Source organism: Flavobacterium sp. Arc2 (genome assembly GCF_041431385.1).
In the GTDB taxonomy this organism is placed as follows: domain Bacteria; phylum Bacteroidota; class Bacteroidia; order Flavobacteriales; family Flavobacteriaceae; genus Flavobacterium.
The window spans coordinates 1-26640 of the sequence record NZ_JASMRH010000031.1 but is presented as its reverse complement, the minus strand read 5'-3'; the positions used below and the strand labels follow the sequence as shown (position 1 = coordinate 26640).

General features: G+C 33.2%; 20 protein-coding genes and 2 pseudogenes. 17 read left to right on the top strand and 5 right to left on the bottom strand.

What is annotated here, in order from left to right:
* Nucleotides 1-523 precede the first annotated feature (523 nt).
* Nucleotides 524-2872 carry a patatin-like phospholipase family protein gene (locus tag QO182_RS17155; RefSeq protein WP_371542532.1) on the top strand — a complete coding sequence of 783 codons (2349 nt, stop codon included), beginning with the start codon at nt 524-526 and terminating at the stop codon, nt 2870-2872.
* 381 nt (nt 2873-3253) lie between these two features.
* Here the strand turns inward: QO182_RS17155 and QO182_RS17150 are convergent, their stop codons facing one another.
* The gene (locus QO182_RS17150) at nt 3254-3655 is read right to left on the bottom strand and encodes an SDR family oxidoreductase (protein WP_371563003.1); all 402 of its coding nucleotides are present in this window, start codon (nt 3653-3655) and stop codon (nt 3254-3256) included.
* 37 nt (nt 3656-3692) lie between these two features.
* Nucleotides 3693-3755, bottom strand: a pseudogene (locus QO182_RS17145) (hypothetical protein); the annotation flags it as partial.
* Nucleotides 3756-3852: 97 nt separating this feature from the next.
* Between QO182_RS17145 and QO182_RS17140 the strand changes: the two are divergent.
* The gene (locus tag QO182_RS17140) at nt 3853-4035 is read left to right on the top strand and encodes a hypothetical protein (RefSeq protein ID WP_371563001.1); all 183 of its coding nucleotides are present in this window, start codon (nt 3853-3855) and stop codon (nt 4033-4035) included.
* A gap of 89 nt (nt 4036-4124) precedes the next feature.
* A pseudogene (locus QO182_RS17135) lies at nt 4125-5276 on the top strand (proline dehydrogenase family protein).
* A gap of 707 nt (nt 5277-5983) precedes the next feature.
* Here QO182_RS17135 and QO182_RS17130 read toward each other — a convergent pair.
* A complete protein-coding gene (locus QO182_RS17130) occupies nt 5984-6202 on the bottom strand; it encodes an aspartate/glutamate racemase family protein (RefSeq protein WP_371542537.1) in 219 nt (72 codons plus the stop codon).
* A gap of 363 nt (nt 6203-6565) precedes the next feature.
* Here QO182_RS17130 and QO182_RS17125 point away from each other — a divergent pair, with 363 nt between their 5' ends.
* The 11 genes from QO182_RS17125 (at nt 6566) to QO182_RS17075 (ending at nt 23098) form a co-directional block, all read left to right on the top strand.
* Entirely contained in the window at nt 6566-6811 is a 246-nt protein-coding gene (locus tag QO182_RS17125) for a transposase (protein WP_371542538.1), read from the top strand.
* Nucleotides 6808-7689, top strand: a complete 882-nt coding sequence (locus tag QO182_RS17120; RefSeq protein WP_371562982.1) for an IS3 family transposase — start codon at nt 6808-6810, stop codon at nt 7687-7689. Before QO182_RS17125 ends, QO182_RS17120 begins: the two co-directional genes overlap by 4 nt.
* Nucleotides 7690-8144: 455 nt before the next feature.
* The gene (locus tag QO182_RS17115; protein ID WP_371542544.1) at nt 8145-10955 is read left to right on the top strand and encodes a hypothetical protein; all 2811 of its coding nucleotides are present in this window, start codon (nt 8145-8147) and stop codon (nt 10953-10955) included.
* Between the two features lie 274 nt (nt 10956-11229).
* Nucleotides 11230-14313, top strand: coding sequence for a SusC/RagA family TonB-linked outer membrane protein (locus QO182_RS17110; protein WP_371542548.1), 3084 nt, complete (start codon nt 11230-11232; stop codon nt 14311-14313).
* Nucleotides 14314-14324: 11 nt separating this feature from the next.
* Complete coding sequence (locus QO182_RS17105; protein WP_371542551.1) at nt 14325-15836, top strand: SusD/RagB family nutrient-binding outer membrane lipoprotein; 1512 nt, start codon at nt 14325-14327, stop codon at nt 15834-15836.
* A gap of 4 nt (nt 15837-15840) precedes the next feature.
* Complete coding sequence (locus tag QO182_RS17100; protein ID WP_371542553.1) at nt 15841-17490, top strand: alkaline phosphatase family protein; 1650 nt, start codon at nt 15841-15843, stop codon at nt 17488-17490.
* A 10-nt stretch (nt 17491-17500) separates the two neighbouring features.
* Nucleotides 17501-18862, top strand: a complete 1362-nt coding sequence (locus tag QO182_RS17095; protein WP_371542556.1) for an aspartate aminotransferase family protein — start codon at nt 17501-17503, stop codon at nt 18860-18862.
* 4 nt (nt 18863-18866) lie between these two features.
* Nucleotides 18867-19967, top strand: coding sequence for an alkaline phosphatase family protein (locus QO182_RS17090; protein WP_371542558.1), 1101 nt, complete (start codon nt 18867-18869; stop codon nt 19965-19967).
* Nucleotides 19967-21271 carry a DUF5690 family protein gene (locus QO182_RS17085; RefSeq protein ID WP_371542563.1) on the top strand — a complete coding sequence of 435 codons (1305 nt, stop codon included), beginning with the start codon at nt 19967-19969 and terminating at the stop codon, nt 21269-21271. The genes QO182_RS17090 and QO182_RS17085 overlap by 1 nt, the downstream gene beginning before the upstream one ends.
* Nucleotides 21255-22412: a TIGR03364 family FAD-dependent oxidoreductase gene (locus tag QO182_RS17080; RefSeq protein ID WP_371542566.1), complete on the top strand. Its 1158-nt coding sequence runs from the start codon at nt 21255-21257 to the stop codon at nt 22410-22412. Before QO182_RS17085 ends, QO182_RS17080 begins: the two co-directional genes overlap by 17 nt.
* A gap of 2 nt (nt 22413-22414) precedes the next feature.
* Nucleotides 22415-23098, top strand: a complete 684-nt coding sequence (locus QO182_RS17075; RefSeq protein ID WP_371542568.1) for a phosphonatase-like hydrolase — start codon at nt 22415-22417, stop codon at nt 23096-23098.
* 77 nt (nt 23099-23175) lie between these two features.
* Here QO182_RS17075 and QO182_RS17070 read toward each other — a convergent pair whose 3' ends face one another.
* Nucleotides 23176-23742 carry a helix-turn-helix domain-containing protein gene (locus QO182_RS17070; RefSeq protein WP_371542571.1) on the bottom strand — a complete coding sequence of 189 codons (567 nt, stop codon included), beginning with the start codon at nt 23740-23742 and terminating at the stop codon, nt 23176-23178.
* Between the two features lie 211 nt (nt 23743-23953).
* On the opposite strand from QO182_RS17070, the gene QO182_RS17065 reads away from it, so the two are divergent.
* From QO182_RS17065 to QO182_RS17055, 3 genes are all read left to right on the top strand, one after another.
* Nucleotides 23954-24271 carry a transposase gene (locus QO182_RS17065; protein WP_371542573.1) on the top strand — a complete coding sequence of 106 codons (318 nt, stop codon included), beginning with the start codon at nt 23954-23956 and terminating at the stop codon, nt 24269-24271.
* A gap of 185 nt (nt 24272-24456) precedes the next feature.
* The gene (locus tag QO182_RS17060; protein WP_371562979.1) at nt 24457-24726 is read left to right on the top strand and encodes a DDE-type integrase/transposase/recombinase; all 270 of its coding nucleotides are present in this window, start codon (nt 24457-24459) and stop codon (nt 24724-24726) included.
* A gap of 3 nt (nt 24727-24729) precedes the next feature.
* Entirely contained in the window at nt 24730-25047 is a 318-nt protein-coding gene (locus tag QO182_RS17055) for an IS3 family transposase (RefSeq protein WP_371562977.1), read from the top strand.
* A 306-nt stretch (nt 25048-25353) separates the two neighbouring features.
* Here QO182_RS17055 and QO182_RS17050 read toward each other — a convergent pair whose 3' ends face one another.
* Nucleotides 25354-26385, bottom strand: a complete 1032-nt coding sequence (locus tag QO182_RS17050; RefSeq protein ID WP_371542577.1) for a DUF932 domain-containing protein — start codon at nt 26383-26385, stop codon at nt 25354-25356.
* Nucleotides 26386-26640: the final 255 nt, after the last annotated feature.

Genomic DNA, 26640 nt, shown 5'->3' with positions numbered 1-26640 from the left:
TTCGTATAAATATTACACTTTTTTTTTTAAATAGATAAGGTTTTACAAAAATGACATATCTCAAACTACTTCTAAAATTTTTAATAACTGAATGTTATCTAATATTTTATCATAATCTGCATTAACGTTAACTGTCAAAGACATTTTGTGTAGTTGTTAACCATACTCCAAAAACATGAAAAAAATAATTTATAAAATTTATTGATTAATGACAAAAATTTTAATAAACATTATTTGTTTAAAACCTGTCAAAAATTCCAAATGACTTATATTGCTTCGTTTTTTTGCATTCATATTTTATAAAATTAACCCAATTGGAAGTACTAGGAATGAGAATATTATAGAAGAATTATCAGTTTTAAATGGGTATTCTAATGGAATTTCTGTGAAATTATCTTTATAAATGTATAAACCATCAAACTGTGGCGTCTCCTAAGTATTTCAATGATCTCATTTATTGTAGAATTTTCCAAAGGTTTACTCAAATAAATAACTTATCAAAAAACATTAAATATTAAAAATAATGAATTATATTTCAAGAATTGAAAAACTTGCATTCTTTCTGGTACTTTTACTTATATTTCCTACTATTTTACTCGCTCAGAAACCTATTGAAAAGAAAAAGCCAAGAGTTGCCTTAGTATTAAGTGGTGGTGGTGCAAAAGGGATTGCACATATTCCAATCTTGCAAGTACTCGACTCTTTGGGTATTGTTCCCGATTTAGTAGTTGGAAATAGTATGGGAAGTATAGTAGGAGGATTATATGCAATGGGATATTCTGGTGATAGTATTGAAAAGATTGCAAAAAACGCGAATTGGGATGAACTAATTGGAGGTAGTGTTTCTTTAAACAATGTTAGTGTCGAGGAGAAAAACGAATTTGGAAGATATTTAGTTGGAACTGGAGTCAAAGAAAGTAAAATAAAAATAACCCCATTTCTTTTAAATGATCAAAATCTTAGGTCTTTTCTATCTAACTTAACATATCCTGTTTATAAAAACACTGATTTTGATAAACTAGCAATTCCATTTCGTACTGTAGCTACAGATATCGTGAATGGAAAAGAAGTAATTCTTGACAAAGGCGATTTAGCTTTCGCAATGAGAGCTAGTATGTCTATTCCTGGAGCTTTTATGCCAGTACCATATGAAAACACACTTTTGATTGATGGTGGTGTTCTTAATAATTTTCCGGTGGATATAGCTAAAAACTTAAATGTTGATATCATTATCGGTAGTGATGTAGGTGGCGGTATGGAACCAAAAGAAAAGTTAGACAATATAGTAACTTTACTTTTTCAAACAGGGATGCTACATAGTAATCTAAAGAATCCTGAAAATAAAGCTTTATGCGATATATTGATTGACCATACACCAAATTTAACCTTTTCTACAGGAGATTTTGATAGTTGTGAAGATATATATGAAGAAGGTAAAATTGCGACAATTCAAAACTTATACGCACTTGTTGATTTATCAAAAAAGTTAAAGGGTTTTAAGCAATTAACCCACGAATTACCTAATATAGAAGAAGAAATTGTTTTAGACACCATTGTCTATAATAATATAAGCAAGAGTAATCTTGCATTAGTGAAAGCTAGAACAAATATTAAAGCAAATAAAAAATATATACGACAAGACATTTTAAAAGGTATAAATAGAGCTATGGGAACAACGATTTTCAGTCACATAACATTTACCTCTATAATAGCTGAAAGTAAAAAAGGGCTAGAATTAAATGTTTTTGAAAAATCTAAACATCAAATAAATGGTGCTTTGCATTATGATAATTATCATGGAGTAGGATTAATTATGAATTATACAGGTAGAAATATTATAGGTCATGCTTCCCGTACACTTGTAACGCTAGATATTGCTGAGGAACCTAGATTTAGAATTCAACATCAAAAGAATTTTGGTTCGGATAGAGAATGGTGGTGGAGAACAGAATTTTATGGGCAACAAATAGAACAAGATATTTTTATTAGTGGAGAAAGTGTTGAAAATATGAAGTATCGTTTCTTTGAATTTAATAATCAAATAAATAGAAATATTAATTCTTTAAAAAGTTATGTTGGAGTTGGGATTAATTACCAGAATACACATTTAAAACCAAAGATAGATCCTAAATATAACGCCAACGTTTTTGAATTGAATAAGTACGATTATTATACTACGGAAATCGATGTTCATTATATTCAGAATAGTTTTGATAAAGTGTTTTTTCCAACGAATGGTTTTATGCTAAAAGGTTCTATAAGTCGATCTTTAAAGACAGATATTCATATTAGTTTTTACAATTCAGATCTTTCTAATATTAGTGGTTCTACAAATAATTTTAGTAAGTTAAAGCTTGAATTCGAAAAAAGATTTATATTAAATGGCAATACAACTGCGATTATGGGAGCAAGAACAGGCTTAACATTCCAAGGTTATGAAAAGGATAATGATGTTTCTTTTAGCAATTATGGAGTGGGTGCAAAATATTTTCTTGGAGGAGTTGCATTGCAACCTAGAAATGAAAACTTTGTATTTCCAGGATTATATGAAGGAGAACTATTAGCAAGTCAGTTTATGAATTTAAATTTAGGTTTACAGGTAAAAACGGGGATAAGCAAAGTTTATATAACTCCTCATTTTAATGTAGCCTCTGTTGGCTTTCATAACTTTAACGATTATTTAGAAAATGTATTTAGAGCAAAGGGTAAATGGGAGGATTCTATAGAAACGAGCTTTCTTTTATCTTCAGGAGCTACTTTATCGTATAATTCATTGTTGGGGCCTGTTAATTTAGATTTATCATGGGTTGATAATATTAATAAGGTAAGATTTTTCATTGGTATAGGTTTCAATTTAAATAGATCTAATTAATGTTTCTTAATTGATTTTAGCATTGTGAATCATAATCATTTTATTCTCTAATTATTGTTTAGCGGGAAGTAATATAAGTAACAGTATGTATTAACATATATTCTTCGTTTTTGATAATTTGGACTATTCTAAAAGTTTAAAAGAAACAATAAAAAGACCACCAATAAGATTAGACAGTGCTTCTTGATTAGCACTCATGATTACCCCTAAAACAATTTGAATAAAAATTAAAATTATCTTTTTAATAGTTTTACTAAAAAGATATTAACTTACCCAAAATAAGAATATGGTCGAAGTAGGCAATGGCAATACAAAAGCTATAGTAACTGCAATTGCTTCAAAAAATCCTAAAATAATAGTTTTTATCATTTTTTTTATCAATTATGACATTCCTCCATTTCCTCCAATATTTTGAACATTGATCCATTTTGCATCATCACTGGCTAAAAAGAGTACTATTTTTGCAATATCACCTGGTTCTTCAATTCTGTTAAAAGGTGAAAGAGAAGCCAAACGATCTATAATTTCTTGAGGTTTTTCAAAAGTAAAAAGTTCGGTATTTGTAGTTCCAGGAGAAACAGAGTTTACATTAATTCCTCTATCGCCAATTTCTTTTGAAAAAACTCTATTCAATTGTTCTACAGCGGCTTTTGTTGCAACATAAGTACCATAAGTCGGTAACATAATATGATTTATGGAGGCAGAAAGATTAATAATACTTCCGTTGTCTACTAATATAGTTGATGATTCACGTAAGGCGTTGAAAACTCCTTTTACGTTGATGTCAAACTGACGTATAAAATCTTCGTCGGTTGTATCTTTAATTAATTATAATACCCGCATTATTTACTAACACATCAATTCTACCAAAACGTGAAATAGCTTGGTCAAAAAGATTTTTTACATCTGCTGTTTTGCTTACATCCGCCTAAACGGCAATTACTTCTCCACCTAAAAGCAACACCCAAAAAGCAGGATAAATTTATCAGTGCCTTGAAAAAGGATTTATCACTTCAGAATGTATCAAAGGTGATTTAATTACCTTATGTAAAGATAAAAATCATAAAAGAACAAATGATGGTGAAATTACACTTTTTAAATCAGTTGGGATTGCTATAGAAGATTTTGTATCGGCTAAATTAATATGGGAAAATAGGTATTGAATATCTAACCTAAAAACGTAATTCATAAAGATTTGATTTTAACAAAAAATCAAATAAGTGGTTCAAATAGTGCGAAAAAAATAAAAAAAATGATTAAAATATTTAATAATACACAATTGGCTTTTGCATTAAAAAGCGATTCCGAACTTGACAGAGCTTATTTTCTTTTTAAAATAATTGACAATAGGCTGTTAGTTAGAATTGGAACTGCAGTTACAAATTTTGCAATAAAACTAAAGCTTCCGGTTGAAAAATTAATTCGAGTGACTGTTTTGACCATTTTTGTGGAGGTGTTAATGAAGAGGATTGTTTGAGTGTAGTGGGTAAAATGTTTACCAAAGGAGTCTCTGCTGTATTAGATTATTCTGTTGAAGGTAAAGAGGAGGAAGATCAATTTGATGCAGCTCTTCAAATGACTTTAAAAACAATTAAATTTGCCAAAAAACGAAAGGCAATTCCTTTTGCAGGTTTTGGGCGTATTGGTTTGTACGAAAAAGTGGGTAAAAAACAAGCCTTAACCACAGAGGAACAAGCAGAATGGAATAGAATAATAGCTCGTTTTGATTTAGCATGCAGTGAAGCATATAAAAAAATGTAGCTTTACTTATAGACGCTGAAGAAAGCGGGATGCAAAATGCAGCTGACGATTTGGTTACACAAATGATGCAAAAATACAACAAGAATAAAGCGTTAGTTTTTAGTACTTTACAAATGTACCGTTGGGATCGTTTGGATTATTTGAAAAGCCTACACAAACAATCCGAAAAAGAATGTTTTTTCATAGGTATGAAATTGGTTCGTGGTGCCTATATGGAAAAAGAAAAAATCAGGGCAGAAGAAAAAGAATACCCTACACCAATTTGTGCTTCAAAAAAAACACAGATCAAAACTATGATGCGATGGTTCTTTATATGATAGAACACTTAGATAAGATGTCCATTTTTGCAGGAACATATAATGAACAAAGTTCTTATACTTTAATGAGTTTGATGAAGGAAATGGGAATCAAAAATAATGATAACAGAATCTGATTTGGTCAATTGCATGGGATGAGTGATAATATCAGTTACAATTTAGCAGCACAAGGTTATAATGTAGCAAAATATTTGCCGTTTGGCCATGTAAAGGACGTTATGCCTTATTTGATTCGTAGTGCTGAAGAAAACACTTCTGTAGCGGGACAAACAAGCACAGAACTGTCAATGATAAAAATAGAAATAAAAAGGAGAAAAGAGAAATAGCTTTTTTGATCATAAAATAACAAATTAATAGAACAACAACGTACCAAAAGGAATTTACAACGTTCCTAAAGCGTTAAGTCCCGCCCTTCGAATGGAATAAATTATCTTTATTTACTCTTGACAAAAGTTGTAAATAATTAGCCATTTATGCGATAACCAAAGATATACGATTACTGTATGATTAGAACAGAATTTTAAAAAAAAAAGCGAAATAGCATTAGTTATTAAAAAAAATAAGTCAGTTTTAAGGCGAGAACTAAAACGTAATTGTGATTTAGCCCAGCGTAATTATGATAAACGACAAAAAAGAAAAACCAAAAGAAATGATTTAATAGTAGGAATTAAAGAGAGGAATAAAGAATACTCCATCAGGAGTTAAGTCCAAAACAAATAATAAGGGTTTGCTCAAAAAACGGATTGATTTGTGTGTCAATAGAGTCTATTCATCAACATATTTGGAAAGATAAAAAAGAACAGGGGAATTTGTATTTAACTCTACGAACAACTGGAAAAAGTGAAGAAAAACACGGGAAAACCAGACCGATTTCTACTTATAAAAAAAGAGGACTGTAAATCCTCTCGAAATTCGCCTAACTATTTTACGATAACTCCATAAGGCTAGAAGTATAATCGGCTCCGTTCAACCGCCAGTTTATTGTCTGACTTTCTGATGCAACGAACCCTTAGCTGTTAGCAGTTCGGCTTTCTTATTTTGTCTCTTCACTTAAAGATAATATGTATTCAACAATGGCTTGTGAATGAATTTTTGTTGTGTCAAATATTGGTACATTAAAATCCTCTTGACTTATCAGCATTGGAATTTCGGTGCAACCTAATATGATGCATTCGGCACCATTTCTCACTAATTCATTCACAATTTCAATATATCTATTCTTGGTTTCAGGATTAATAAAACCGATACCCAATTCTTCTTTTACAGTATATTGTATATAATCTCGTGTTTCTTGTTTTTTTGGTAACTAGATTCAATTAATTAATGCAACTCTCAGGAAAAAAGATAGGATAATTTTTTCAAAAGAAAGGACATTTAAGTCCTCTCCTTCGAATGGAATAAATTGTCTTTATTTACTCCTGACCAAAGTTGTAAATAATGAGCCATTTAACCAGTGAACAAAGGTATACTATTAGTGTATTATTAGAGCAGAATTTCAGTAATGGACTTGCTAACTTTACCCGCATAAAAAGTTAAGAATAAAAACCTTAATTTTAATTTATGAAAAAAGAATCGAAAAATTTACGACGTAGCTTTCAAAGAGAAATCCGTTCAATTGAGTTATGAGAGAACAAATATATCAGAATTAGCCAGAGAATTAGGAGTTACCGCTCCACAGTTATATAAATGGCGAAAAGAGTATGAAGATTTTGGAGAAGGAAGTTTTCCTGGTAACGGCAATGTAAAACAAACGCCAGAGCAGAAGCGGATTTCAGAACTTGAAAGAAAGCTAAAGGATGCGGAGATAGAACGGGATATATTAAAAAAAGCAATAGGCATCTTTTCCAAAAACGGTCGATGATTTATACTTTCATTAGAAACAATGAAAAGATATTTCCGATTGAAATGATGTGCAAAGTATTACAAGTTGGTCAAAGAAGCTATTTTCAATGGAAAAGCGGGTCTATTTCAGATAGAAAACAAAGGGTTGAGCTTCTTAAGGAAATAACAACCTCGATCTATTTCGATTCAAAACAAAGATATGGAAGTCCCCGAATAACGGCAGAATTGGCTTTTTTAGGCAATAAAACATCAAGAATTACTGTTGCCAAATACATGAATGAACTCGGTTTACGAAGTAAATTAAGCAAGAAATTTAAGGCTACAACTAATTCTACGCATAACCATTTAATTGTCCCCAATGTTTTGAATAGGAAGTTCTCGGTTGCAGAACCGTCAAAAGTTTGGGTGTCAGATATCACCTATATCCGAGTAAAAGAAGGGTTTTTATATTTGACCACCGTTTTAGACCTCTACGATAGAAAAATCATAGGTTGGAGTTTAAGCAATGGGATGAGTGTAAAGGAGACTTCCTTGGCAGCTTTGAGAATGGCTGTTAAAAACAGAAACATTGAAAGAGGTTTAGTTTTTCACTCTGACCGTGGCCTTCAATACGCGAGCAAGAAGTTTACCAATGTGATTGATTCCTATAAAATGATTACACGAAGTATGAGTAGAAAAGGGAATTGCTGGGATAACGCAGTAGCGGAAAGCTTTTTTAAGACTTTGAAAACGGAACAGATTTATGGTAATACCCTTATATCAAAAGAGCAAATGCAACTCGATATATTCGAATTCATTGAAATATGGTATAACCGAAAAAGAAGGCATTCTACTTTAGATTACAAAACAATTGAAGAATTCTGGATACAGAAAAATAATTTCAAAAATGTTGCTTAACTAATACTGCGGGTTTTATTTGCATATCCACTGTGTTATATTTTGTAATAGTATAATGTTTTGAAAACAACTTTTTCCTGTTATGCGCTGTATATCTTTCGATTAAATACATAAGTTTTTGGTGTCTGCTCTCATAATCTGTCTATTGCTTTACTCAATAGTTGATTAACTATTGAGCATTTTTTTTTATAGTTAATATACACTTAAATCTATAAATCAATTAAAAATTATTTATATAACAGTATAGTAACACTACGTTGATATTTAAAATAGCACGCAAATTTTTTAATCTTATATTTTTGTCGCTATTGATATAAAACCTAAAATAAATTGATTTTAATCTTAAATAGTAAAGATATATTTTGAACTTTACTTAATCCAATGTTCTTTTCAATAAATTTGAAGACCAAGGACCTTGTGTCAAAAGCAAAAAACATACTCTATATACAAAAATCATGAAAACAATTATTCTATCGTTATTTCTACTCCTTTTTTTTGTGGGATGTAGTGGTGTTAAAAAAGAGGTGTCAAAAAAGATATTATGGATTATATCTGCACCTAGCGGAAACCAAATAACAAATATTGATAAAAAAGGAATAACGGTAATTCCGAACGGTCGCTTTATTACTCCCGCCGGAAAAAATATAATAACTGCGCCTCATCCTTACGGATTGACTTTAAGTCCAAATGGAAATGTTGCCGTTACAGCAAATTCAGGAACTAATCCTTTGTCGATTACTATTATTCGAGATGTTTTGTCGGATAATCCAGTAGTACAGCAAATTCCTCCGGGTCCAGCTACGGATAAAGGCGTTTTGGCTTCTGTATTTATGGGTTTAGCAATTGCACCAGATAATCAAACGATTTATGTTGCTGGTGGGCAAGAAAACAAAGTGTATTTGTTTGATGTCGATACGGGTGTAAAAAAAGACTCTATCGATTGCTCCTTTAGTTCTGAAGATAGTGATTATAGCCATGGTTATATTGGAGATATGAAGTTGTCTAAAGATGGAAAAACCCTGTATGCTGTGGATCAAATAGGATTTAGGATGCTAATTATGAACACGGAGACTAAAACCCTGATCCATTCTGTTCCTGTTGGACGTTATCCTTTTGGTATCTGTTTGTCACCAGATGAGAAAAAAGTCTATGTCGTTAATGTAGGTATGTTCGAATACTCTTATATAAAAGAAAGTAACGAAAAAGACGCTAAGATAAAATCAATTAACTATCCTGCTTTTGCGTATGGTGCTAAAGAAATGAAAACGGGTATTCAAAATGATACCATAGCTATAAAAGGGTTAGGGGAGCTTAATGCAATTGATGCCTTTTCTATATTTGCCATAGATATTGAAGATACTTTACAGCCAAAAGTAGCAGCGAAAATTAAAACGGGAAATTTGGTTGGTGCTTTAGTAGAAGGTATTCCTGCAGTGGGAGGTTCCAGTCCCAACTCAATTGTTGCGACTGATGATTATGTTTTTGTTAGTAATGGTACTAATGATAATATTTCGGTTATTTCTATTGCAAAGGATTCTGTTGTTAATACCATTCCTCTGAAACTAGATCCTCGTGTAAAGCAATTTCGGGGCGTGATTCCTTTTGGATTGGCTTTAAGCCCAGATCAAAAACGTTTGTATGTAGCGGAATCTGGAATAAATGCTGTGGCAGTAATTAATGTAGCAGATCAAAAAGTTTTAGGACATATACCCACGGCTTGGTTTCCTTCTAAAATTGAAGTAAGTCGAGATGGAAAAAAACTAATCATTGCCAATGCTAAAGGTTTTGGAAGCGGTCCTAATGGAGGCGCTACTTATAAACTAGGTCCTGACGGTAGTTATATAGGTTCGTTAATGAAAGGAACTGTGCAAGTCGTTCCTATCCCAGAAGACAAACAATTGCAAGAGATGACAAACAAGGTTGTTTCTAATAGCTTTCTATTTACCAATGCGACCGATTCTGTTTTTAACAAAAGAGCAAATAATCCAATTCCTTTGTTTCCAGGAGAGAAAGAAAGCCCAATTAAACACATTGTATTTATATCGAAAGAAAACAGAACTTATGATGAAATTTTTGGTCAGATTAAGAAAGGAGACGGAGATGCAACAATAGCACGATATGGCGAAAATGCTTCTTTTTCGAACCGAAAGAAAACAGATTCGGTTTCCAATACTACGGTGATGCCTAACCATTTGGCCTTAGCCACACAATTCAGTCTTTCGGACAATTTTTATGTAGATGCCGATGTTTCAGCAGACGGTCATCGTTGGCTAACCAATACGTATCCTAATGAATGGTGTGAAACCGCTACAGCAGCAAGTTATGGAGGTAATCGCAGCTTTAAAAAAGATTCAAAAGCGCCTGGAGTTTTTGCAATGAATGGCGCTGCAGGAGCCATTTATCCGGAAGATTATAATGAAGCAGGATCGATGTGGGATCATTTGGCTCGTCATAAGGTTGAATTTTATAATTTTGGTTTCAGCATTATGTTCGAACCAGCTTTATACAAGGCTGAATTTAAATATACGGGAATCCAACAATTTGTTAACTTTCCAATGCCCGAACCTTTATTCGAAAGGACTTCTAAAATGTATCCAACATATAATACAGCCATACCTGATCAATTCAGGATTGATCAATTCATTAAAGAATTCGATGAGAAATGGATGAATGGCAATGGGAATATGCCTCCGTTTTCAACGGTTATAATTCCAAACGACCATGGAGCTGATGATCGCCCAGAAGCCGGATATCCTTTCAGAGAAAGCTATATGGCCGACAATGATTTGGCTGTGGGCCGAATTGTAGAATATTTATCTCATACACCGTATTGGAAAAACATGTTAATAGTTATTACTGAAGATGACGCACAAAATGGAGTCGATCATATTGATGCACATAGAAGTATTCTGATGCTAATTTCTCCTTGGGTAAAAAGAGATTATGTAGGTCATCAACATTATAGTTTTGGCAGTATATTTAAATCATTTTGGAATATTCTCAACATGCCTTATTTAAATCAATATGATGCAGGTGCAACTGATTTAAGTGATCTTTTTACCACTATTCCAAACTATAAACCGTACAATGCTTTAGAAGTTGATCCTAAAGTTTTTAATCCTCAAAAAGCATTAGATCCTTTTGATGAAAAATTTAATTGGAAAGCACTTAAAGACTCACCTAAAATTGATAATGTAGAAGATATGTTTCGAGATAGTAAAGAGCAAGATGCTTATCGATTAGAAAATAGAGAGAAAAAGCAATAGTATTTAACTCGTTATTTTTTTATTTCAGCAACAGCCCAACAGAATTACTCCAGTTAAGGGGGATTTTGTTGGGCTGTTTTATTGGTTTATTTTTTTAATTTCATTTTAATAGACTCATTCTTATTTTTCCTTTTTTTTGTCATTGCATAACATTTAATTGACAATAGAATAAAGCTCTGTTAAAGATTTATTAAAGTGTAAAAGTTTACTAATATTAAAATAAACACCAATTTTACACCACAAAATTTACTAATAGTAACTATTTAATTATCTGATGAAAAAATTTAAAATTGTAATGAATTTATTATTGATGTTTACGACATCCTTAATTTTTGCACAAACCACCCTTTTTAGGGGAAAAGTGGTTGATGAACAAAATGTATCACTACCAGGGGCAACAGTACTTGTTAAAGGCAATGCCACTGGAGCAGGAACGGACATGGATGGTAATTTTGAAATACAATTACCAAAAGGGTATGAGATTATTACAATCTCTTATATCGGTTTTAATTCAGTTGATTTTAATACCTCAAAACTGAAAAGCGCCGTAATCACACTAAAAGCAAACTCTGAAAATTTAGAAGAAGTTGTTGTCACTGCTTTAGGGATTAAAAAAGAAAAAAAGAGACTAGGATATTCGGTCCAAGAAGTAAAAGGAGATTTAACAAAATCTAGAGATCCAAACGTGATGAACTCATTGTCAGGTAAAGTTTCCGGTTTAGTAGTAGCTTCTTCAGCAGAATTTTTCACTGCGCCAAAATTATATTTACGTGGAAAAAAACCCTTGATAGTTGTTGATGGTGTTCCTTTAGGAACCGATACTTATAATATTAGTCCGGATGATATTGAAAGTATAAATGTATTAAAAGGGGCCAATGCTGCAGCATTATATGGATCAGATGGAGGAAATGGTGCAGTTCAGATTACTACTAAAAGAGGTACGAAAGATAGTCGTGGTTTTGTTGTAGAGTTTAATCAAAACACCATATTTCAAGGCGGATTTAATGCAGTTCCAGAAACACAAAATAGTTATGGTCCTGGATCTTATGGAAACTATGCCTTTAAAGACGGTAAAGGAGGCGGTGTTAATGATGCAGATTATGACCAATGGGGACCAAAGTTTGATGGGCAGTTAATTACACAATATGATAGCCCATTAGATGGAGATGGAAATTTAGTGCCAACACCGTGGTTAGCCAGAGGAGCAAACAATTTTAATAATTTTATGGAAATGGGGATTTTAGAAACTAGTAACCTTGCCATAGCATCTCAATTTGATAAGGGAAATATTCGTTTCTCATTGTCACATACGTATCAAAAGGGAATTAATCCTAATACAAAATTGAATATCTATAATTTCAATTTAAGTAGTAAATACAATTTTAGCAAAAAAACATCTATAGATGCAAGTGCTAATTTTAATTTTCAAACATCACCTAATAATCCCAATGTAGAATATGGTCCCAATAGTTATATATACAATATGCTGATTTGGGGAGGAGCTGATTATGACGTTAGAGATCTTAGAAATTATTGGCAAGAGGGTAAGGAAGGTGCTCAACAAAAGAATTTTGAATATACGCGTTACAACAATCCTTATTTTATGGCTTATGAATGGTTGAAAGGTGTTCAAACAAACGGGTATACAGGACAAGTGACTCTCAAACATAAAATAACTGATGATTTTGATGCTAGTATTAGAACTAATGCAGCTTTGGAGAATGAGTTTAAAAACGAAAAATTCCCTTATTCTATGACTACTTATGGTAGAGAAAAAGCGCAAGGAGATTATAAAGAATGGTATAATTATAAATTAAAAAGTTATACTGATTTTATGTTGAACTATGATGATACGTTTGGCGATTTTGGAATAAAATCAACTTTAGGGGCAAATATAAATATTCAGAAATATAGAGACTCCTATGCTACTACAGACTATTTAATAGTACCGGGACTTTATACTTTAAGTAATACACAAACTCCCGTTCAACCTTCAAGCTATAGAAGTCACTATGAAACTTATGGATATTATGCATCTGCTGATTTATCCTACAAATCGTTCTTATTTTTGGGTGCAACTGGTAGAGTTGATAAAGATTCTAGATTACCAGCAAAAAACAATACTTTCTTTTACCCTTCAGTGTCTTTAAGTGCTGTTTTAAGTGAAGTACTTAATATTCCTAGCGTAGATTTCTTAAAATTGAGAGGGTCGTTTGCAAAAGTAGGAAGTTCATTAGACATTTATAGTAACTTAAATACGTATGCATTAAATAGTCCTTTTACAGTAGGTGGTGTAACATATAATCCAGCTTATGTAAACTCTGTTTTGTCCAATGAAAATTTAGAGCCAGCTTTTAACTCCTCAACAGAGTTTGGTATAGAAACACAATTATTTCATAATAAATTAGGTATTGATCTTACCTATTATGAAAATAAAAATGGACCACAAATCTTTGATTTAAAGTATTCTGAAGCTTCAGGATATAATGCAAAAAAACAAAATGGGATTACTACAAGAACCAAAGGTTGGGAATTAGCGGTATCAGCAACACCTATAAAAGCGAAAGATTTCAGCTGGAATGTTAGAATAAACTGGTCTGCCTATAAAGAGTATTTAGAAGAGGTATATGGAGAGATAACTAACAACGGGCAAATTAAAATTGGAGATCGAGTTGATGCTTATTACATCACCGATTTTATGCGAACTACTGATGGTCAGTTGATTGTCGGATCTGATGGTAAGCCATTAAAAAATGCTTACGAAACAAGAATTGGCTATGCAGCTCCTGAATGGTCTGCTGGTATAGCAAATAATGTAAGTTATAAGAATTTCTCTTTGGATTTTTCATTAGATGGTCGATATGGAGGAAAAATTGAAGATTATGTCGCTCGAAAAATGTGGCAAAGTGGTAGACAAGTAGGAACTGATACTCCAGAAAGAGCTAATGATGTTCAGGGAATAAAATCTTATGTAGCTGATGCTGTTGTGGTTTCGAGTGGCGCCTTAACTACGGATGGACAAGGGAATGTGATTTCAGACACCCGTACTTTTGCCCCAAATGCAACAAAAATGTTTTATCAGGATTTTTCAAAATCGTATAATGGACAAACAGCTGCCAACATTATCGACAAAACATTTTTTAAATTAAGAGAAGTTAATCTGACCTATACGTTTCCTAAGAAAATATTAACAAAAACATTTATTAACAATGCTTCTATTTCTTTAATAGGACGAAATTTAATTTATTTCGCTAAGCATAAAGATATCGATTTAGATCAGTTTAATGATGAAAAAGGATCTCCATTACAAACACCAACAGTAAAGAGTTACGGATTAAATATAAACCTTAAGTTCTAAATAAATAAAAGATGAAAATATATAATTTAAAAAAAGGAGTAACACTTCTAATCGCAACAACACTCTTGTTTTCTTGTACTCAGTTTGAAGATTTAACTGATGATCCAAATAAGGCTACAAGCGTACCACCATCAATGTTACTGTCAGAGGTGCTAAATGTAGTAAATAATGTTGGAGATGAAGGTCCGTGGAGTGATGCTCAAAGAGACAATCAGTTTTGGGTAATTTCATTTGATTACTATGGAAACCAAGATTATAATTGGGGAGCTATAAATAGTTATAGATACAAAACACTGGCTACTGTTGTTGCGATGGAAAAAGAAGCTCAAGGACTAGATAATCAAAGTAAATACGAAGCGTTAGCTAAGTTTTTTAAAGCTTATTTTTACGATTATATGGCTAAACGAGTTGGTGATATTCCGCTAAGTGAATCTTTAAAAGCCGATGCCGAAATTTCAATAACACAACCAAAATATGATTCCCAAAAAGAGGTATATATCGCTGTTTTGGATTTGTTAGAGGCTGCAAACGATCAAATTACTACAGCAAAAGCTGAGGTAGGAACTTCACAAGTCTTAGGCGATTTTTTCTTTAATGGCGATTTAGACAAATGGCAAAGAACTATTAACTCTTTTCATTTAAGAGTATTGATAAACTTAAGTAAAAGGAACAGTGAATTAAATGTTGCTAGTAAATTTAATACTATCATTTCTAATCCTTCTAAATATCCAATATTAAGAGGAGTAGAGGATAATATGGTACGAAATTTTGCTGACGAACAAGGAAATAGGTATGAGTTGAATCCTAGTAGTTATGGATTTAATAGAAATAGAAATATTATGGGAGCTACCTATTTAAATATTCTTAAAAGCAATAATGATCCAAGAATCTATATTGTGGCAGACCCAGCTCCGTTTTATTTTAATGCAAATGATCCAAAAAATTTGAATGCCTACGTTGCTGCTAATAGTGGAGATGAGCAAGGACAAATGCAAACAGATTCAGATGCTGGTAAATATAGTTATCCAAATGAATCTAGATATTACAGTAACTTTAAAGGAGAGCCATACATTCAAATTGGTTATTCAGAACAAGAGTTTACTATTGCAGAAGCAATAAATAGAGGATGGATTAGTGGTGAAAATGCTGAAAGTCATTATTTGAATGGAATTAAAGCATCAATGCAATTTTATGCCGTAGTACAGGATGATATAGATGCTTTTCTTTTAAATCCAAATGTTAGCTATAAAGGAAATAATGCAACTGGATTAAATCAGATTTTAACTCAAAAATACATATCGTTTTTTAATAATTCTGGTCGTGAGTCCTATTTTAATTATAGAAGAACGGGTGTTCCACGCTTTGATGTTGGTCCTGCAAATAATAATGCTAGTAAAATTCCATTACGATGGAAATATCCTGTAAGCGAATTTGAAAATAATTCTTCCAATGTGAAAGCGGCAGTAAGCTCACAATTTGGAGGCTCTGATGATATCAATGCAGCAATGTGGCTAATTAAATAGTAACATGAAAAAAACAAAATATTTTATTATGGCGATAGGGATATTCTCCCTTTGGTCTTGTGTTTCAGTAAAAGCACAAAAATCACCCCAAATTAAGCATGTGGTTGTAATCGGTTTTGATGGATTGAGTCCAAACGGACTAGAAAATGCCAAAACACCTAATTTTGATAAAGTAATAAGTGAAGGTGCGTCAACGATGCATGCCAGATCTGTTTTGCCTACAAGCTCTAGTACTAATTGGGCTTCTATGATTATGGGAGCGGGACCAGAACAACACGGTATAACATCTAACAGTTGGGAGAAAAATAATTTTGTTTTGCCTCCTGTGGTGCAAAGCGAAGATTTTCTATTTCCCACTATTTTTAATTTGGTTAATACCAAAATAAAAAATGCAGAAATAGGAGCGATTTACCATTGGGATGGTTTTGGAAGGCTATTTGAAAAGAATGCTGTTGATTATGATATTAGCCCTAAAACAGAAGACGAAACCGCTCAACTAGCGAGTGCGTATTTAAAATCAAAACAACCTACGTTCATCTTTATTCATTTCGATCATGTAGATCATGCAGGACATGAATTTGGACATGGAACCCCAGAATACTACAAATCTGTAGAAAAAGCGGATGCTCTTTTAGGAGAAGTGATGCTTGCCGTAAAAAATTCTGAAATGGCAAATAAAACCTTGGTTATTATCTCTTCTGACCACGGTGGAATAGGAAAAGGGCATGGTGGTGAATCTTTACAGGAAATTGAGATTCCTTTTATTCTATGGGGAAAATCGATTAAGAAAAACTTTAAAATCATCGATCCTGTTTATCAATATGACAACGCAGCAACAGTCGCTTTTGCTTTCGGTCTAAAATTGCCTATGGCTTGTATTGGTAAACCGGTTAAAAATGCATTTATAGGTTTTAATGAATCCAATGAATATCCTATCGTCAAAAGGCTCAAAGAACCAATTATTTTACCAAAAGCGGTGTTAGCTAAAAAAGCAGGTGGTTTGTATAATGATGAAGCCACAGTAGTGATAGAAAATGCAAATGACGAAGGAGTTATTAAATATACAGTGGACGGATCAATGCCTTCTAATACTTCTAATAGCTACACAAAGCCATTTAAAGTATCTCAAAATGCAGTGGTAAAAAGTGCGATTTTTAAAGATTTGAAAATAAACAGTATGGTCAATGAAGCTTTTTTTAGAGTAAAAGGGTCTAATTTGAAAATGCCTGTTTCTTATGAAGTTTTTTACTTATCTAATTTAGAGACTGTTCCCTTTTTAGAAAGTTTAACTCCAAATGCCAAAGGAAATTGTTTTGAGATTACTTCAGATGAAATAAAAGAGACTATAAAAGACAACACCGTAGTTCGATTTAAGACCAACATTACTATTGATAAAGAAGATACCTATGGTTTTTTTACGCGCTCAGACGATGGTAGTATTCTGAAAATTAATAATGAAATGATTGTAAATAATGATGGAGATCACGGTGTAGAAGAAAAAGCAGGTAAAATTCACTTAAAAGCAGGAATTTATCCTTTAGAAATTGTTTGGTTCAACGGAGGCGGAGGGGGCTGGTTAGACGTTTTTTACCAAAGCAGAACTCTACCAAAACAGATTCTTCCAACGACTATTTTAACAGCTCAAGAGCTTTAGAAAATTTAAAATGCAGCAAGAAAATTCCAAAAACAGTGTAACCGAAGGCGATATCAATCTGAGCGAGGCGCGTATCGATTGGTTGGCAACGACGGTCGATGAAAAGACAAAAGCACTTTTAGATAAAGATGCCCGTTATTTTTTTCATCAGGCCTTGTCAACGCCTTGTCTGGATGTTTTAAGTGATTGCAGTGACGCTAGTATTACCTCCATTTCAGGTAAAAAATACTATGATTTTCATGGAAACAACGTTCATCAAATAGGATATTCGAATCCTACACTGATTGAAAATATTACTGCTCAGTTACAAAGTTTATCTTTTTCTCCAAGAAGGTTCACAAACGAAGCTGCCATTAATTTTGCAGAGAAATTAGCCAGTTTATGTCCAGGAAGTTTAAACAGAATCCTCTTAACGCCAAACGGAAGTTCCGCGGTGGGAATCGCTTTGAAATTGGCGCGAGCCATAACTAAAAAGTTTAAAGTTGTTTCTTTCTGGGACTCTTTTCATGGGGCTTCTTTAGATGCAATCAGTGTGGGAGGTGAGTCAGCTTTTAGAGAATATATGGGGCCGTTATTGCCCGGGATTGAACGAATTCCTCCTCCAGTTACTTACCGTGGTATTTTTGAAAATAATGAAAATAAATGTTTAGAATACCTAGAATATGTTTTTGAAAAAGAGGGAGATATCGGAGCTTTTATAGTGGAAACAATTAGAAATACCGATGTCCAAATTCCATCGAAACATTTTTGGAAAGAGGCAAGAAAGCTCTGTGATAAATATGATGTTTTATTGATATTAGACGAAATTCCAATTGCTTTAGGCAGAACCGGAAAGATGTTTTCTTTTGAACATTATGATATCGAACCCGATATTTTGTGTTTAGGCAAAGGCTTGGGCGGCGGTATTTTTCCGCAAGCTGCTATAATTACCAGAGATGAATATAACGTTCTTGGCTCTATTTCTTTGGGCCATTATACCCACGAAAAAAGCCCTGTTGGTGCAATTGCTGGCCTCAGTACGATTCAATTTATTGAAGAAAATAATCTATTAGTAAAAGTACAAGAGGATGCGGTTTATATGCAATCGAAATTATGTGGGTTTCAGGAAAAGTTTTCACTCATTGGAGATGTTCGCGGTATCGGTCTTTTGTGGGGAATAGAATTAGTGAAAGACAGGGTCACAAAAGAAAAAGCGATTGCTGAGGCTGAAAAAGTAATGTACGCTTGTTTAAAGAGTGGTCTTAGTTTTAAAGTTTCGGCGGGAAATGTTTTACAATTGTCTCCAGCATTGACCATTAGTAGAGAAGAATTAAATGAAGCTTTACAAATTTTAGAAGAAAGTTTAACGATGGTACAACATCAAAAAATATAATAAAATGAAAAGATCAATCGTACTAACAAGTTTATTAACAATATTTTTTTTTGGAACTCAGGCACAAGAGAAAACAGAAACCAAAAAGCCAAAAGTCATCTTAATCACCTTAGATGGTTTCCGATGGCAAGAATTATTTACTGGAGCCGATGCTAAACTGATTGCTAATAAGGAATATGTAGAAGATACATTGGAGTTAAAGAAACATTTTTGGAGAGCAACTCCAGAAGATAGAAGAAAAGTGTTAATGCCCTTTCTTTGGAATGAAGTGGTTACAATGGGGCAAATTCATGGTAATAGAAATTTGGGGAGCAATGTTAATTTAACAAATAGCATGTGGTTTTCGTATCCTGGATATAACGAAATATTATCAGGAGTAGCGGATGATAAACGAATCAAGAGTAATGCTAAAATTAATAATCCTAATACAACAGTCTTAGAAAAAATTAATAATACGCCACAATACAAGGGCAAAGTGGCTGCTTTTGGTAGTTGGGATGTATTTCCTTTTATTATAAATGAAGAGCGTTCGGGAATTCCTGTAAATGCAGGTTTTGAAACATCAAAATCCAAAACTCTTTCAGATAGAGAAATATTTTTAAATGATTTGCAATCTAAAATCCCATCACCTTGGGGATCAGTAAGATTAGATGCCTTTACGTCAAATTACGCCTTGGAGTATATGAAAAAGGAGCATCCTGAATTGGTCTACGTTTCTTATGGAGAAACCGATGATTTTGCTCATGATGGAAAATACGATGCGTATTTAAAATCCGCACATACCGCAGATGCTTTGATAAAAGAATTGTGGAGTTTTACTCAAGAGGATCCTTTTTATAAGGACAACACGGTTTTTATTATCTCTACTGATCATGGACGCGGAACTCAGCCATTAAAAACATGGAAAAGTCACGGATCGGATATCGTTGGGGCAGACCAAGTTTGGTTAGTTGTTTTTGGGAATGGTGCAGAAACACTTGGAGAAATAGCATCAAAGGAACAGTTATATAGCAATCAAATCGCACCCACAATATTACATCTTTTAGAAGGTGCTGCAAAGGATACTGATATGAAAGGAAAAGTGATAAAAGTATATAAAAACTAATGCAAAAGTCAGCAAAAAAATCAAATATCCCATTTGTACTGAACGCTTCGTTAGCTTCTTTTGGGGCCTATTTCTGTATGTATGCTTTTAGGAAACCTTTTAGTGTAGCGACATTTGAAGGCTTGGAAGTTTTTCATATTGATTACAAGATTATTTTAATTATTGCACAGGTATTGGGGTATGTACTTTCTAAGTTTATAGGTATTAAAGTGGTTTCAGAATTAAAGGCAAGCCAAAGAGCCTATTATCTTCTAACCTTAATTTTAATAGCTGAACTAGCTTTAGTTTTATTTGCCGTGGTACCCAGACCTTATAATATATTTTTTATGTTTATCAATGGAGTTCCTTTAGGAATGATTTGGGGAATTGTATTTTCCTATCTAGAAGGTCGAAAATTCACAGAGATATTAGGAGTGGCTTTAAGTACCAGTTTTATAGTTTCTAGCGGAGTAGTAAAATCAATGGGACTTTTAGTGATGTCATCCTGGGGTTTTTCCCAGTTTTGGATGCCCGCCATAACAGGTTTACTATTTGTTTTGCCCTTGTTATTTTTTACCTGGTTGTTAGAAAAAATTCCAAAGCCAAACGAAGAAGATATTGAGCTGCGATCGGAGCGTGTTCCTATGACTGGAAAAGACCGGAAGAAATTATTAATTCAATTTTTATTTCCAATAACGATATGGGTACTGTTTTATACCTTTCTAACAGCCTTCAGAGATTTTAGAGACAATTTCGCAAGAGAATTATGGGATAGTATCGGATATAAAGGGGATATCGGAGTTTATACAAGTTCTGAAACATTAGTCGCTTTTATTGTATTATTAGTCTTGGGTCTTGCCTTTTATTTTAGAGATAACATGAAAGCATTACTTTTTTATCAGATTTTGTTATTGATAGGATCCCTTTCAATAGGTATTTCTACATTCTTATTTCATTTGGGGAGTTTAAACCCATTTACATGGATGGTCGTTTCAGGTTTCGGGTTATACATTTGTTATGTACCTTTTAACTGTCTCTTTTTTGACCGTTTTATGGGGGCCTTTAAGATTAAAGGTAATGCAGGTTTTTTAATTTACATCGCTGATGCTTTTGGTTATTTGGGCAGTGTTTCTGTTTTACTTTATAAAAACTTTGGACAAGCGACTTTATCTTGGTTGAACTTCTTTATGTATGGAGCCTATTTAGTTGCAGGAATAGGACTGATTGTGACTACAAGCTCTATTATTTATTTGAATAAAAAATATAAACAACATACAAAACACAGTACAAATTATAAATTAGAATTCCATGAAAACAGTTTATGACCTTATCGTTATTGGTGGTGGTGTATTGGGAACTTTCCATGCTTATCATGCTTTACAAAAAGGACTTCGGGTCGCTATTATAGAAAAAGATAAAAAACCAATAGGGGCCACTATTCAAAATTTTGGACAAGTGGTACCTTCTGGAATGGACTCTAAATGGCAATCTTATGGTAGAGAAAGTTTGAGTATTTATAAAGAAATTCAAAATCAATTTGATATTTCTATTCGGCAAAATGGATCTGTTTATTTGGCATCGAATGAGGAAGAAATACAGCTCATAGATGAGTTGTACCGAATCAATAAAGCCAATAGTTATCAATCATATTTGTTGACTAAGCAGCAATGTCTGGATAAATATCCAGGTTTGCGTTCCGACTATGTAAAAGCAGGGTTATTTTTTCCTGAAGAAGTTACTGTGGAACCCAGAACTATGATTTACAGATTACAAGAATTTATGATCCTAAAAATGGGTTTAAAACTAATCACAAATACAAGTATTATTAATTGTGAATCAACTTTAAACGGAGTCAGGATTTTAAGTTCGGCAAATGAGAAATTCTCTGCAAGTAAAGTTATTATTTGCAACGGGAATGAGTTTAAGAATTTGTATCCAGAACTTTTTAACAAAAGCGATTTAGAGGTTTCTAAATTACAGATGATGCAGACGAAGCCACAAAAAAATTATGTTCTTCCAGGATCAATACTAACTGGTTTGTCCATTAGAAGGTATGAGGCATTTTATGAGTGTCCATCCTTTAAAACGATAAAAGCAAAAGAAAACCCTGATGCTTTAGAAAAAAAATGGGGTGTACATATATTGTTTAAACAAGCGGCCGATGGTTCTGTCATTTTGGGAGATTCTCATCATTATGCTGACGCCAAAAATAAAGATGATTTGGGTTTTGACTTAGATATGAATATTGATAATTTCATGATACAAGAAGCAAAAAAAATAATTGATTTACCTAATTATGAGATTAAAAACAGATGGTATGGCATGTATTCGCAATGTAAAACCAAAGATATTTTTGAGGAAACCATTGATGAACACATCCATATTATAACTGGAATAGGAGGAAAGGGAATGACGGGTAGCGCTGGATTCTCAAAAGGAAATATTAATAAAATTTTTAATAAATAAGAATGAAAAAAAGAATGGAATTGGTGGTCTTTGACATGGCCGGAACAACGGTAGACGAGGATAATGTCGTTTACAAAACAGTACAGAAAGTAATTAATGACGAAGGGTTTAATGTTAGTTTAGATCAAGTCTTGAAGTTCGGTGCAGGAAAAGAAAAGCATCAGGCGATAACTGCAGTTTTAAAAGAGTGTACCTCGTTAACGGATACAAGTTTAGTAGCTAGTATAGCTTTTTCAAAATTTAAAATAGCCCTAAAAAGCGCCTATGATACTCTAGAAATTAAAAGTTTTGAAGGCACAGAACAGCTTTTTAAAGATTTAAGAAAAAATCATATTAAAGTAGTTTTAAATACGGGCTATGACCGCAAAACAGCTAATTTATTAATAGAAAAACTAGGTTGGATTGTTGGAGAAACCATTGATGGGTTAGTAACGGCTGATGATGTTGTAAATGGACGGCCAGAAGGGGATATGATTCTTTTGGCAATGAGCAATACAGGTGTGCTTGATGCTGAAAAAGTGATGAAAGTGGGAGACTCAGCAATAGATATTGAGGAGGGTAAAAATGCCAATTGTGGTATTACTGTTGGTGTTCTTTCAGGGGCACAAACGAGAGAACAGATTCAAAAGGCCAATCCTAGTTATATTTTAGACAGTATAACCGAACTGAGAGCAATACTCTTATAATTTTTTTCATTTGTTTTTTGTTTAACTCTCCTTTTTGATTAACTAATTAGGAGAGTTTTTTTAAGCTTTTTCGAGAGTTATATAAAAAAGTAAAGTACTAACATTTTAGCGGCTGTTTTACTTCTATTGATTGGGACGTGCGGTATTCTTCCATCAAAAAATATAGAGTCACCTTCTTTTAATAGTACTTCTTCATCGCCAATAGTATAAATACATTCTCCAGAAAGCATGTATTTGAATTCATACGCATCTGTTTCTACTTTTTCTCTCTGAGAGTTGGGTTGTATTTCGAGTAACACGGCTTCAAAACCTAAAGAAGAAAGCTGTTTTCCGAAAATATAGTTATAAGCAAAGCCTTTGGCCTCATCTTCTTTTTCGATAATTGCATTGTCTTGACTACGAGAGACGATATAATTATTTTCAGGAGTATTTGACATACCCTCAAAAAAATCACATACTTCCACTTCCAAAGCATTAATTATACTCAGTAAAACAGGTAGAGAAGGAATGGTTCTGCCATTTTCAATTCTTGAGATTAGTCCATTGCTTACTTTTGCATCAGAGGCAACAGTATTAATTGTTTTTTTATTTTTTTTTCGAATGTCTTTAATTCTTTTTCCTATACCTATTAAGTAATCATTCATGGATTTCTTGTATTTAATACGAATATCTATATTTCGATTGAAATAAAAAAGAAAGGCATGTTTTTTTATATATAAAATAAGAGTTTATTTGTGTCATTTTATTATATATTTTAATTTCAAGACAGGCAAGTAAGTTTGAAGGACTATATGTTAGATGGACATGCTAACTTAGCCATCACAGAAAGTTAAGAAATAATCTTAATTTTAGCCTATGAAAGAAGTCCGTAAAATTTATGACAAAGCTTTTAAAGATAAAGCCGTTCAATTAAGTTATGATAGAACAAATGTATCAGAACTCGTCAGAGAGTTGGGAGTCACAGCACCACAGTTGTATAAATGGCGTAAAGAGTCCGAGGAATTTGGAGAAGGAAGTTTTCCTGGGGAAGGAAATTTAAAACTAACTCCCGAGCAAGAAAGAATCTACGAACTGGAGAAAAGACTCAAAGACGCCGAGTTAGAACGTGATATATTAAAAAAAGAAATGAACAACTATTCCCGATTGAAAAAATGTGCAAAGTTCTATAAGTGAACAGCGGAAGTTATTACCGATGGAAAGAGTAAATAATCACCGTTAGACAGCAACAAAAAATGGTAATAAAAGAACAAATAATATCGATTTATTTTGAATCCAAGTAACGATACGGAAGTCCCAGAATAACATTAGAACTTCAAAGTTTTGGTTATTAAACTTCAAGAATTACATTGGCAATATATATGAAAGAGCAAGGTTTACGAAGCAAATTATACAAGAAGTTCAAAGTAAAAACCAACTCGAATCATAATTATTTAGTTGTCGAAAATGTATTAAACAGAGAATTTCTTTTCAAAATGCCTTCAAAAGTATGGGTTTCAGACATTACTTATATCCATACCAAGGAAGGGTTTGTATACCTGACGACTATTATGGATTTGTACGATAGAAAAATCATAGGCTGGAGTTTAAGCGAGGAAATGAGTACAGATGAAACCTCACTTAAAACTTGAAAAATGGCGGTTAAAAACCGAAATATTGCTCAAGTTTTGATTTTTCATTCTGACAGAGGTGTCCAATATGCCAGTAAAAAGTTTGTAAATGTTCTTGATTCCTGTAAAAAAATATCCCGCAATATGAGTCGTAAAGGAAATTGCTGGGATAATGTAGTAGCGGAAAGCTTCTTCAAATCTTTGAAAACGGAATTGATTTATGGGAACAAACTGATTTCTAAAGGAAAAATGAAACTGGAAATCTTTGACCTGAGCGAAGCGAATAGGCGAAGCAATACATTGAAATTGGGTAGAACAGAAAATGAAGACATTCCGCTTTGAATTATGTAACTATAGAAGAATTTAACGATAACATTAATTACGACAATGTAGCGTAACTTATCCTGCAGGTTTTATTTGCATATCCTAAGTCTATATCGTAAACGCTTAATTTACAGTTTGAAAGTAATCATGTAACTCTTACCGCCCCGCAATTGTTCTGACCAAAGGGAGGCCAATTGCGGGGCGACGCACTTTCTTGCAGCATTTCGCTTAGGTTGCTATCGCTGACTTTTCAGGATCATTGTCATTTAAAATTATATATAATTATAAATAGGACAGGCAGTATATTCTACCTGTCCTATTGTGTTAGTTTAGTTCTACTATAGTACCCTTTGCAGCATAATTGGTACAAAGATCAAAAGCAGTTTGCACACGTAATTGTCCGGTACCACCCATTAGTATAGAGGCTAGTTTTGCTTCATTATCCTTATAAGAACGTACATTTTGAAAGTATCCTGTTATGGCGTTATATGCTCCGAAAACCGTGCCTTTGGTGGTGTTCATTAGTTGAGTAGGGTCGCTCATGGCATATTCGTAAGCATTATCTACCATATTAATAAAACAAGTTGATAGGTCCTCTGTTCTACCTTCTTGTAAGGTTTTAAGAACCTCTTTACTAGGAGCCAGAGCAGACTGAATGAGCTTTTTTACTTCATTATCTGAAATACGTACTTTTGTCCAGTTATTAAAAATTGATTCCAATTGTAAAGCTAGGCGATCAGAAATTCCCATGACTTTGTGTGCTTGCTCAAGCCTTTGTTTTGCGTTAGAAGTATGGCGTATGCGAACAGTATTAGTTTGGTTTCGCAATGCTGCATTGAGAGTGTTGGCACATACGATACGGATGGGAGTAAAAGCAGCGGTAATGCTTCCACTTCCATCGTGGGAGGTGGTCAAGAACAGGTATTTTTCGATAAGGTCATCATTACCCACACGGATATAGTCAGGTAGCTTGGCAGTTATGAAGATGCGTTCCCCATTACCCAATGCTCCAGCTGTCTCGTAGAGCATACCGTCGCCACCCACAATGCTGTCAAAAAAAGAAAAAGCATCTCTATTCTGTACGATTTGGTAGTCTTTACCTACCACTCCCAAAACGGTATCGTTGTCCGTGCGTACGGTACTGAAAAAGTTGGGGACTTCTATGCGCATGTCCTGGAGACTGCTTGTGAAAAGTTTTCTTTTTTCGACTTCGTAGTCCAGGCCTGCGTGTTTGATTGCCTCCGCGCTTGTGGGGTAGTCTTGAATGACTTGCCCTAGATTGTGCCATGCTTTTTCCTTTGTGCTAAAAAAACTGTGTTTTTTTGTTTGCTCATTGTAATTTAAATGGTGTGCCATGATCTAAAAATTTTATGATTACTACTATTTTTATTTCTTCCCAGTCTCCTCAAAAAAATGTTTTCAAAAAGAAAAACGGAGAAAAAGAAAGCAAGAATAGAGGGGCTTAAGGAAGTGGAGAGCAATAAGTCCCGTAGGGTGACAAGTGCAACGCAGTCATTATGTGCTAGAAACGTTCTGTTTTGACCCCTATAAAACAAGAGAGTTATTCTAAATTTCGATTATTAATTATGCGGTTAATTTTTTCATTAAAAT